Below are 12323 nucleotides of genomic sequence, written 5' to 3'. Positions count from 1 at the left end.
AGTTATAATATTTAAAGTCATCCCAATTAACACAAGACCTTTATTTGCAAAAAGCACAAAACTGATTACGCAAAACTTTTGTAAATTATTTTATAAAGTCTACCTTAAGCAAATATCAAAAATCAGCGTATGTAGATGAAGAAAATGAATAATACCGCGTAAACTAATGCAAAAGCTACTATTTCACAAATGAAAGCACTTTTTGGCTAAATTAAGAATATTATAGCAATCACTTCACCTAAATCTAAAACAATTGGCAGAAAACAATTTACAATAGAAGTAATCAAAAAATCTCAAAAAGAGCAGGATAACAACAAATAAGTTAATAGAATCAAAAATCCCTAGCTTCTACATAACTCTTTGATTTTATTAGAATCTGGCGGAGAGGAAGAGATTCGAACTCTCGAGAGCCTTTTGAGCCCTACTCCCTTAGCAGGGGAGCGCCTTCGACCACTCGGCCACCTCTCCAAAAGCGGTGCATAAACGGTATCGATAAAAAGTTCAAGACATTTTCGATTTTTTTTAAAAAATCTAAAATTTTGTTTTTTTCTGTATCTTATTTAAGACGAAAAATTAACAAATAAACACTCAGGAGATATATTGTAACATTTTTGCCACAATAACCGAAATAATACATGGATAACTTTTAATAAAACCATTTCGTATTATGTATATCGAGCAAAGACTAGTATGTTGTAATTGATGAGGGGGTCGAATCTCTTTTGATGTCGTTTTCTTAATCAATTCAAAAACTGCATGATTTTACCCTTAAAACTAAACTTCAATCGGAGATTAATTAATTATGAATATTAAAGCTCTTCTTTTAGGCTCTACGGTAGTTCTTGCAGAAATTTCTAGTGCACAAGCTGATGCAACAGTTATTGCACAATCAAAGCCTATAGAATATGTGCGTGTTTGTGATGCATATGGTCCAGGATATTTCTATATTCCTGGAACAGAGACGTGCATTCGTTTATCAGGTTATGTTCGTGCTGACTTCAAAAGTGGTGATAAGATCAATGCAAAAACTAATGCCGATTTAAATAATGATCAAAAAACCTACCGTGTAGCTTCACGCTTGACCCTTATTTTTCAAACTGCTTCTGAAACCGAATTAGGAACACTTCGTTCATATGCAGAGATCCGTTCAGAATGGAACAATGGAAAAGATAAAAATGGTGGACAGCTTCGCTCTGCTTATATTGAGCTTGGTGGTTTTCGTGTAGGTCTTGATGACACAATTTTCAATCACTGGACTGGTTTTTATGGTAACGTCATCAATGATGACCTTGTAGCACCAGCAGGAAATACACGTACCAATGTTATTTCTTATACTTTCAATAGCAACACTGGTTTTTCTGCTATTATCGGAGCTGAGGCAGGTAATGCTTCAGGCCCTTCTGGAAATGATTACTACTACGTTAATAAAGATGGTGTAATTACCAATGTTGTTGACGTTCCAAGTAAAAGCATAAAAGGTTACACTCCAAATATTCTTTTGGGTATGAAATTTTTCCAAGAATGGGGAGGTGTATCAACAGTTGCCGCTTATGACGCTTACTATAAAAAATGGGCGGGTAAAATGCGTGTTGACTTCAATGTTAACGACTATTTAAGCCTCTGGGCCATGGGTGGTTATAAAAACAACCTTGATTATTATACCGAAAGTGATGACCATATATTATCACGAGAAAACACCACAATTTATGCAAACTGGGGCGGTAAATGGGCTGCTTGGACTGGTGCAACCTATAAGATTACGCCAAAAGCAAATCTAAATGCTCAAATTTCGTACAGTGCTGCAAAAACTTTCTCAACCTCTGTTAATATTGCATACACATTGGTTCCAGGTTTCACTATTACACCTGAATTAACTTATGTTTCTTGGAATGATAATCGCAGTTTCGCTGACAAAAATTCTGAAAGAAACTATACAGCTGCTTTAAATGGAAAAAATGCTTTACAAGGTATGATTCGCTTCCAGCGCTCATTCTAGCATTTTAAGAATTACGCTCTTAAAACTGGCAGTTTAAACTGCCAGTTTTTTTTTATTTCTTAAAAATATCCATAAAGTCATAAAGCATTAAATTTACTCATCATTATCCCATGACATAAATTGGTTGCTTTATGAAAATATTTATACGAATTAATTCGATAGCGTATTGATAAATACACATCTCAACTTCTATATAAGTTATAAGAAATTAGGTGCAAATTTTGATCGCCAATGCAATTCCTTATAATGTAGTTTCTTATTAAGATCGTGTGAGTGCCTTTAAATGCTAATTTAAAATCTTGATCTACCGTTAAGAGTTTTATTTGCGTATTTTCACAGGTCGAGACTATCTATCAATAACAGCCATTTAAAAACCAATAATCAATTTACGAATTTTAATAGTCTCTCTGATATTGAGGATATGTACTTATAGAGTAGCAACTATATTCCTCAAAATAACAAGTCACTATACTAATATTGCCTAGCAAACATATTGTGTCCTGCTGGCTCTTGACCCCAATCATCGTTGAACTTTAAGGAATATGTCACGAGTACGTAGCAATAACCAATATTCTATCTTTTACGTTGGATATTATAGTGTGAATTAATGATAACACATTCTTCATGCTGCTTTCTTGAAAGAATACTTAATGTTATTAGCTAATTATTTGCAATGATTTTTGCCTTCATCCTTCCAAAATATTCTAAAATCGTTGAGAACACATCTTTGCGATTGACAACATAAACATTTAAGCTGATCATAATTAGGAAATAAAATGCTCTGATCATGGTTGGAAAATATATAAAAGTTTTTATTAGCTTTCTCGCAATGAAATTTTCAGAGCTTGATTAGATAATACGTGTTGGGGGTAAAGTGATATTGTATATACAACCTCACTAAAGTGCACCTTATTAGTTGAATACATTTTTGTTAATCCTGCAATGCGTTTTTTAATTATGAATTTATAAGGAAAAAGTTTGTGCAAAAAAACACTCCATCAGTTAGTTGCAGTCCCTTTCCCGCCTCACGCAAAATTTATCAACAAAGTTCTCTCTTTGCTAATGTGCGTGTACCATTACGCGAGATTTCACTGACAGATGGTTGTGATGAAAAATCTTTAAACGTTTACGATACTTCAGGGCCCTATACCGATAAAGATGCTGTCATTGATATCACTAAAGGACTTCCTGCAATCAGTGAATATTGGCTATCTGAACGTGCTGACACTGAATCTTATCCTGCTCGATTAGTCAAACCTGAAGATAATGGCTATACTCACGATAACAACCTGACACCAGCTTTTGAACAAAAAGGCCTATTTTGCGTGCAAAAAATGGAAAAACAATTACGCAGATGGCTTATGCACGTGCTGGTATTATTACTGCAGAAATGGAATATGTTGCTATCCGTGAAAATGAAGGTCTAACAGAACAAGACCAACAAAAAACAGCATTAAATAATAAGGCATTTAGTGCATCAATACCAGAAATCTATACTGCAGAATTTGTACGCAATGAAATTGCTTGCGGACGAGCTATCATTCCTAAAAATATCAATCATCCAGAATGCGAACCAATGATTATTGGGCGTAACTTTCGTGTTAAAATTAATGCTAATATCGGCAATTCAGCAGTCACTTCATCTATGGCAGAAGAAGTTGAAAAAATGGTTTGGGCCATTCGCTGGGGAGCAGATACAGTTATGGATCTTTCAACAGGGCGTAATATCCATAATATTCGTGAGTGGATTATTCGAAATTCCCCAGTTCCCATTGGAACCGTTCCAATTTACCAAGCACTCGAAAAAGTGCACGGCATTGCTGAAAATTTAACATGGGATATTTTTCGCGATACCCTCATTGAACAAGCAGAACAAGGTGTTGATTATTTTACTATTCATGCAGGAGTAAGATTACCTTTCATTCCGCTTACTATTGATCGCGTAACAGGTATTGTTTCACGTGGTGGATCTATTATGGCTAAGTGGTGTTTGTATCACCACAAAGAAAATTTTTTATATGAATATTTTGATGAAATTTGTGACATTGCACGCACATATGATGTTTCTCTTTCATTGGGTGATGGATTGCGTCCTGGTTCTATTGCTGATGCTAATGATAAAGCTCAATTTGCTGAGTTGAAGACTTTAGGAGAGTTAACAAAAATTGCATGGGAAAAAGACGTACAAGTTATGATTGAAGGACCTGGTCATGTGCCAATGCATAAAATTAAAGAAAATATGGAACAACAACTAGCTCTTTGTCATGAAGCACCCTTTTATACCTTAGGCCCCTTACAACTGACATTGCCCCTGGATATGACCATATTACATCAGCAATTGGAGCTGCTATGATCGGTTGGTTTGGAACTGCCATGCTTTGCTATGTAACACCTAAAGAGCACCTAGGACTTCCTGACAAAAATGATGTAAAAACTGGTGTTATCACTTATAAAATTGCTGCCCATGCTGCTGATCTTGCCAAAGGCCTTCCTAGAGCTCAAGTGCGTGATGACGCTCTTTCACGTGCACGGTTTGATTTCCGGTGGTATGATCAATTTAATCTCTCACTTGATCCAGACACAGCACGTGCTTTTCATGATGAAACTCTGCCTAAAGAAGCACATAAATTAACCCATTTTTGTTCTATGTGTGGACCAAAGTTCTGCTCAATGCGCATTTCTCATGATATCCGTGACGCAGTAGAAACAAAAAAAGTGAAAGATGAAGGCATGGTCGCCATGGCCGAACAATATCGAAAGAACGGTGATCTCTATATAGAAGCTGTTCCTACAAAAAAAGAAATAGTAAACGGTTGAAAAATATTCTTGTAAAAGGTGCAGGTGTAGGCGGTTTAACAGTTGCCTTTATGTTACAACAAAAAGGCGCAACTGTTACTGTATCTGCTCCCCCCATTCCCCATAGGAACGGCAAGCTGGTATGCAGGAGGTATGCTAGCGCCTTATTGTGAAAGAGAAAGCTCTGAACCAATTGTTGAAGATCTTGGTATACAAGGTTTACAATGGTGGAAAGAAATACTTCCCGAAATTGTGATACAAAAAGGCACTTTAGTCATTGCACCCACACGAGATATAACAGAACTTAAACGATTTTCAGTGCGCACCAATAATCACAAAACTATAGAAGGCTCAGAAATAGCGCATCTTGAACCTGATCTTGCAGAACGTTTTAATTATGCACTTTTTTATGAAAATGAAGCACATATTGATCCCCGTAAAGCACTGATTATTTTAAAAGAAACCCTCATAAAAAACGGAGCATTTTTTGCTGATATAGGAGTACCTGAAAAGAACTTTGACATCATTATTGATGCAACAGGAATAGCGCGTTTAGGAAAAGACAAAAATATACGGGGAGTACGCGGGGAAATGCTTTTAATACGCAGTACAGATATTCAAATTTCTCGCCCCATTCGTCTTCTTCATCCACGTATTCCTCTCTATATCGTTCCCCGAGAAGATAATATTTTTATGGTTGGAGCAACAATGATTGAAAGTGACTTTAATGGTGCAATTTCGGCAAGATCAATGATGGAATTTCTTAATGCTGCCTATACTTTGCATCCTGCTTTTGCAGAAGCAGAAATTATAGAATCTGGTGTCGGTGTACGTCCATGCTATCCTAATAATTTACCTTGCGTTAATAGACACGGTAATCATATTTCTATTAATGGTTTTTATAGACATGGTTTTCTTTTGTCTCCAGAAATGGCAAAACAAGCAGTAAAACTAGCATTGGAATAAAGCATGCAAATATTTGTCAATGGTCAAATGCTCCAGACAGAAGTAACTTACCTCAATTTACTTCTTGAAAAATTAGGTTATGAAGGAAATTGGCTAGCAACCGCTGTAAATTCTGAAGTTGTTCCTGCAGATGCACGAAATCAATTTGTTTTGCATGAAGGAGATAGAATTGAAATTCTAAGTCCAATGCAAGGAGGTTGAAACTATGTTGAATTTTTATGGCTCTCAGTTTTCTTCCCGTCTTTTATTGGGAACAGCTCAATATCCTTCACCAGCAATCCTTCGTGAAGCCATTCGTAAATCTAACACAGAAATTGTGACAGTTTCATTACGTCGAGAAACTGCAGGCGGAAAACAAGGCGGACAATTTTGGCAATTTTTAAAAGAACTTAACGTAACAGTACTTCCTAATACTGCCGGCTGTTATACTGTTAAAGAAGCTGTTACCACAGCCCAATTAGCACGAGATCTCTTTAAGACACCTTGGATTAAACTCGAAGTTATAGGTAATTCGGATACATTACAGCCAAATGTTTTTGCCTTAGTCGAAGCAGCAAAAATTCTAAACAATGAAGGGTTTCAAATTTTTGCTTATACAACAGATGATCTCATTGTAGCTGAAAAACTCTTAGAAGCTGGTTGCCGTGTCATTATGCCTTGGTGTGCTCCTATTGGATCTGCCAAAGGCCCTTGTAATACTGACGGATTGCGTTCTATCCGTGCTTACTTGCCTGATCTTACTCTTGTTATTGATGCCGGCATTGGGCGACCATCGCACGCCGCTATTGCTATGGAACTTGGCTATGATGCAGTATTGCTCAACACCGCTGTTGCCAAAGCAGGTGACCCTGTATTAATGGCTGAAGCATTTTCTCACGCTATTAAAGCAGGACGTATGGGTTACAAAGCAGGAATCCTTGAAGCACGCAATGTAGCTGTGCCTTCAACACCAGTTATTGGGCAAGCAGTATTTTCATGAAACTTGATCCGTTTTATCTCATCGTTGACAATGCCGATTGGGTTGAACGCTTGGTCCCTCTCGGGGTTAAACTGATACAATTACGTATGAAAAACAAAAATATAGAAATAATAAACCACCATATAAAACGAGCAAAAAATATATGCGATAAATTTGGAGCACAATTAGTCATTAATGATTATTGGGAAATAGCAATTGATGAAAAGTGCGATTTTATTCATCTTGGACAAGAAGATTTATGCAACGCTGACATTCCTGCAATCCGTAAAAATGGTATTAAATTTGGTCTTAGCACTCATGATGAACATGAGTTAGATATTAGTATGTCTTTTTCTCCTGAATATATTGCGCTTGGTCCGATTTATCCGACAATCTTAAAAAAAATGAAATGGGCTCCACAAGGATTAGAAAAAATCAAACAATGGAAAAAACGGATTGGAGCTTTGCCTTTAGTTGGCATTGGTGGTTTAACACCAGAGCGCGCAATTGATGTTTTGGAAGCAGGGGCTAATAGCGCTGCTGTTGTAACCGATATTATTTTACATAAAAAACCAGAAGAGCGCACCCAACAGTGGATGAAGGTAACTCAAAAATGGCGTTAATTCCTTCTATTCTTATTGTTGCTGGTACTGATCCAACAGGTGGTGCTGGCATTGTTCGCGATATAGAGACAGCTGTATATTTTCAAACAAAAGCAAGTTTAGCAATCACCTGTGTTAATGTGCAAGATGACAACCACGTTGCCAAAATTGTACCCATGAGTGGAGAATTTGTTGGCGCACAAATGCGAGTGGCCCTAGAAGCCAATCCTATACACGCAATCAAAATCGGAATGATAGGCACTCAAGAAATTATAGTGGAAATCTGCAATGTATTAGAAGACTACTCCCATATTCCAGTTGTTTTTGATCCTGTTCTTACTGCCTCATCAGGGGGAAAACTTACAACAGAAAAAACTACAGAAATTATGCTTAATAAACTGCTTCCTCACATTGAACTTTTAACACCTAATATGGAAGAACTAGCTCTTCTTAGCCAAAGTCCATTAGCTTCTAATTGTGAAGAGGCAATACAACAAGCCAAAAAACTTCTTTCATTTGGTCCGCGCTATATATTGATAAAAGGTGGACACGCATATGGTGCTTTTGCAACCGACATTTTAATTGATAAAACCCAAGCAATAAATATTTCTGCTCCACGTTTAAAAGGAGGAATGCGTGGAACAGGTTGCATCCTTTCAAGTGCTATTACTGCACATTTGGCATTCAACAAATCTATAACGACAGCCGTAAAGAAATCAAAAGAATATCTTTACACATTGCTTTTAAATCACTCTCAAAAAGAGCATTAAAATTTTAAACACCACTCTATTTCTTTTGAAAATTGTTTTAATCCTTTTATATCACATGAGACCTGCTTATAATGGAATAAAATAACTGGTTTTAGAGTAATCGCATGATACTAAAACGTATAAATACATTGCAATGATCCATCACGCACTTTTAGCAAATACAAAATATAAATTATACCCTTACATCTTTCACATCGCATAAATCATACAGAAAACCTGTGTATCAATAAGGGCATAGATAAAAGTTCCAATCATTTGCACGCCAAAGAAAAACTATGAACTTCAATTATTGAATCTTATAATTTCATTAAGGCTAGTTTCTAAGAAATCATCAAACAATATTACTATACCTTCATTCGTAATAAAATACATTATAAAGCTTGAAGAATAATTCTGCTTGGTTTATCCATTAATGAATTGGTTACAAGTAAAAAAGCGAAATGTCAGAACAAACTCAATGTTTAATCTCATATGAAGAACTATTAAGCTTTTATAAAGAAAGTGGTGTAGATGCTGCGCTTAACGATACGCCAATTGACCGTTTTAGCCAATCTGCTATTTTAGAGCAAAAATCAAAACAAGCAGTTGATATTATCCATCATAAACAAACTTCCCAACCCATAAAACTGCATAACAAACCACCGCATAACCTTGACAATAAAACACATGACACGCTCTCAGCCATAGAGATGGCAAAAAATGCCCATACACTTGACGAATTAAAATCTGCCCTCCTCGCCTTTAATGGTTGCTCATTAAAACTGACAGCTAAAAACACCTGTTTTTCAGATGGAACAGCAGGAAGTCCACTTATGCTTATAGGAGAAGCACCAGGACGAGACGAAGATATACAAGGAATTCCGTTTGTTGGAAAAGCAGGAATGCTACTTAACAAAATATTGGCATCTATTGGTCTAACAAGAAAAAATGTTTATATAGCAAACACTATTCCATGGCGCCCACCTGGAAATCGCACACCAACACCAAGAGAGGTTGCATTATGTCGCCCCTTTATTGAACGACAAATTGAGCTAGCTAACCCTCGTGTTCTTATTGCGCTAGGAGGAACTGCTGCACAATTTCTTACGGGGGCTCAAGGCGGAATTATACGCATAAGGGGAAAGTGGCAAATCTATGAGAGCGCAAATAACGTTAAAATACCTGTTATGCCAACTTTTCATCCTGCTTATCTTTTACGAACCCCTAGTCAAAAAAAGCTTACATGGATGGATTTTCTAGAAGTAAAAGACCGTCTCAATAATCTTTTATAACTCATTGATCTTCCTTCTTTTAAAACATAAACGCTTAATTACTCATATTCCCAAATACAATAAGGAAAAAATTATGAAACAACCAACTATTCCCACTTATCGTTTGGAAGATTATCAGCCCACACCTTACACTATACCCAAAACGCAGCTTGATTTTTGCTTAGAGCCAACAAAAACTCGTGTTACAGCAACATTACTGATTGAGCCTCGTGAAAATATAAAAAAATTAACACCTTTGGTACTTTCTGGTGACGAACTTACACTAATTTCTGTTGCCATAAATGGTGAAAAATTAGCTGAAAATGCTTACAAAAGCACCCCTTCATATCTGGAAATTACAACTCCACCTACTTCTCCTTTTACATTGCAATTGGTTACAGAATTAAACCCTGAAAATAACCGCAAACTCATGGGGCTTTACCTTTCAAACGGTGTTTATTGCACACAGTGTGAAGCGGAAGGTTTTCGCCGTATTACTTATTTTTATGACCGCCCAGATGTTCTTTCCACTTATACAGTAAGAATTGAAGCAGATTCTCACACAATTCCTATCTTGCTTTCTAATGGTAACCTTGTTGAAACAGGAACCCTTGATAACAACCGTCACTTTGCCATTTGGGAAGACCCTTATCCGAAACCATCCTATCTCTTTGCTCTAGTTGGTGGAGATCTTGATGAGTTAGAAGATCATTTTACCACGGAATCTGGGCGGCGTGTCAAACTTGGCATCTATGTAGAAAAAGGAAAAACAAAACGAGCAATCTATGCAATGGATGCACTCAAGCGCTCTATGCGTTGGGATGAGCAGTGCTTTGGACGCGAATATGATCTTGATGTTTTCAATATTGTCGCTGTCTCAGATTTCAATATGGGTGCGATGGAAAATAAAGGATTAAACATTTTTAATGATAAATATGTCCTTGCAGACCATGAAACAGCAACCGACCATGATTACCGAAATGTTGAACGCGTTATTGCACATGAATATTTCCACAATTGGACGGGAAATCGTATTACGTGCCGTGATTGGTTCCAACTCTGTTTAAAAGAAGGATTAACTGTTTACCGCGATCAGGAATTTTCTGCAGATCAAAATGTACGCAGCCTACAGCGAATTGAAAACATAAAAACTCTGAAAGCTACACAATTTTCTGAAGATGCTGGTCCATTGGCTCATCCTGTACGACCTCGTCAATATAGTCAAATCAACAATTTTTATACTACGACTATCTATGAAAAAGGAGCAGAAGTGGTCCGCATGGTGCACACTATTTTAGGCCCTACTCTGTTTCGTAAAGGTATGGATCTCTATTTTCAACGCCATGATGGACAAGCATGCACTATTGAGGATTTTATCACCTGTTTTGCTGAAGTCTCTGGTAAAGATTTTTCACAATTTATGTTGTGGTATGAACAAGCTGGTACGCCTAATGTGAAAATCGATAGTGATTATAACAATGGCGTTTTAACGATTCATGCAAAACAACATATTCCAGCAACACCACAACAAAACGAAAAAAAACCTATGCTCATTCCTATCGCTTTTGGCTTACTGGGGCATAAGGGAGAAGCGTTAACTTATGAATCTGATGCAAATATTCAAGCAGATGTTATGATACTATCTCAAGAAACTCAGACCTTTACATTAAAAGGATTGAGTGAAAAGCCTGTTTTATCACTTCTCAGAAATTTTTCTGCCCCTATTACTTTACAAACCCCATTCAATGAAGATGAACTGATCTTTCTTGCTAAAAACGATAGTAATCAAATTAATCGCTGGCAATCACTCAACCATCTGATAACGCAAGCCCTTATTCAAGTAATTAAAGATAAAACGCTAGAAAAGAGTGGCATGCCCTCTAATTTGCTAGAACTCATCGAAATGATCATTAAAGATGAAAATCTTGAACCTGAATTTCGTGCATTTTGCTTAAGCTTACCTAGCGAAGTTGAACTTGCTCGCACACTTGCTGAAAATGTCGATCCAGATCGTATTCATCACGTGCGTAATCAATTTTTAGCTTCTATCGCACACACTCATCAAGAACTCTTAACAAAAATCTATACACAGATGGAGATAAAAGAGCCTTATTCACCAAACACTGCACAAATTGGAAAACGAGCATTACGCAATGTTATATTAGACTATCTTTCTATTGCAGAAAACAAACCAGACCGTGCTGCCACACAATATGCAATGGCTGATAATATGACTGACCGCGTGGCCAGCATAACGATTTTAGTGCAACGCTTTAATGAAAGTAAACAAGCACAAGACGCCTTAAATGATTTTGAAAACCGATATCGTCACGATCCTTTGGTTATGGATAAATGGTTTTCTATTCAAGCAATGGTTGCTGGAGAGGCAACACTTAGCCAGATTCAAAAACTTATGAAACATCCGCTCTTTTCACAGGATAATCCTAATCGAGTTCGTGCCCTGATTGGTGCCTTTGCAGCAGGAAACCAAACAGGTTTTAATAGAGTTGATGGAGCAGCTTATCATTTCCTTTGCCAAATCATCTTAGAAATTGATAAAAAGAATCCACAGCTTTCTTCGAGATTATTAACAATTATGCGCTCCTGGCGACAATGGGAGCCCATTCGGCAGCAGAAACTTGAAACTGCATTAAAAACAATTGCAGCAGCACCTAAATTGTCAAGTGATGTAGCAGATATTATTAATCGTATGCTCAATTAAAATATATTTATAATCAATATATTATAAAATGTTTTGAAGATAATTTAGAAATATCTATTCAATAACGCTAAGCTCATAAACAAGTCGTGCAAGCTTGTTTATGAGCAATATTAAAGCGTTTTCAATATTCAATAATTTACGTTCATAGCAGTAAAATTACTTTCTCCTAAAAAAAAGACTAGACAGAAGACTCCTGTTTTGATTCACTGTACCCACTGGTTTGTTATGAGTACAGAAATAGTTTTCCAGTCATATTATTCATG

General features: G+C 36.6%; 7 protein-coding genes, 1 tRNA gene and 2 pseudogenes. 9 read left to right on the top strand and 1 reads right to left on the bottom strand.

The annotated features are described in order from the left end of the window. Positions 1–377 precede the first annotated feature (377 nt). Positions 378–468, bottom strand: a tRNA-Ser gene (locus BscR1v2_RS02025). 334 nt (positions 469–802) lie between these two features. Here BscR1v2_RS02025 and BscR1v2_RS02020 point away from each other — a divergent pair. The 9 genes and pseudogenes from BscR1v2_RS02020 (at position 803) to pepN (ending at position 12060) form a co-directional block, all read left to right on the top strand. Next, positions 803–1996: a porin gene (locus BscR1v2_RS02020; protein ID WP_078689547.1), complete on the top strand. Its 1194-nt coding sequence runs from the start codon at positions 803–805 to the stop codon at positions 1994–1996. 980 nt (positions 1997–2976) lie between these two features. Beyond that, positions 2977–4813 (top strand): annotated as a pseudogene (gene thiC, locus BscR1v2_RS02015) (phosphomethylpyrimidine synthase ThiC). After that, a pseudogene (locus tag BscR1v2_RS02010) lies at positions 4810–5758 on the top strand (FAD-dependent oxidoreductase). Before thiC ends, BscR1v2_RS02010 begins: the two co-directional pseudogenes overlap by 4 nt. Positions 5759–5761: 3 nt before the next feature. Beyond that, positions 5762–5959, top strand: coding sequence for a sulfur carrier protein ThiS (thiS, locus tag BscR1v2_RS02005; RefSeq protein ID WP_078689546.1), 198 nt, complete (start codon positions 5762–5764; stop codon positions 5957–5959). Positions 5960–5963: 4 nt separating this feature from the next. Further along, positions 5964–6737, top strand: a complete 774-nt coding sequence (locus tag BscR1v2_RS02000; RefSeq protein WP_078689545.1) for a thiazole synthase — start codon at positions 5964–5966, stop codon at positions 6735–6737. Then, the gene (locus tag BscR1v2_RS01995) at positions 6734–7339 is read left to right on the top strand and encodes a thiamine phosphate synthase (protein WP_078689544.1); all 606 of its coding nucleotides are present in this window, start codon (positions 6734–6736) and stop codon (positions 7337–7339) included. The genes BscR1v2_RS02000 and BscR1v2_RS01995 overlap by 4 nt, the downstream gene beginning before the upstream one ends. Next, positions 7330–8088 carry a hydroxymethylpyrimidine/phosphomethylpyrimidine kinase gene (locus tag BscR1v2_RS01990; protein ID WP_078689543.1) on the top strand — a complete coding sequence of 253 codons (759 nt, stop codon included), beginning with the start codon at positions 7330–7332 and terminating at the stop codon, positions 8086–8088. The genes BscR1v2_RS01995 and BscR1v2_RS01990 overlap by 10 nt, the downstream gene beginning before the upstream one ends. Positions 8089–8528: 440 nt before the next feature. Continuing rightward, complete coding sequence (locus BscR1v2_RS01985; RefSeq protein WP_010703517.1) at positions 8529–9359, top strand: uracil-DNA glycosylase; 831 nt, start codon at positions 8529–8531, stop codon at positions 9357–9359. Between the two features lie 73 nt (positions 9360–9432). Beyond that, entirely contained in the window at positions 9433–12060 is a 2628-nt protein-coding gene (gene pepN, locus BscR1v2_RS01980) for an aminopeptidase N (RefSeq protein WP_078689542.1), read from the top strand. Positions 12061–12323 lie beyond the last annotated feature (263 nt).

This window comes from Bartonella schoenbuchensis R1 (assembly GCF_002022685.1).
In the GTDB taxonomy this organism is placed as follows: Bacteria; Pseudomonadota; Alphaproteobacteria; order Rhizobiales; family Rhizobiaceae; genus Bartonella; species Bartonella schoenbuchensis.
The sequence above is the reverse complement of the archived record's forward strand: the minus strand, read 5'-3'. Positions and strand labels throughout refer to the sequence as shown.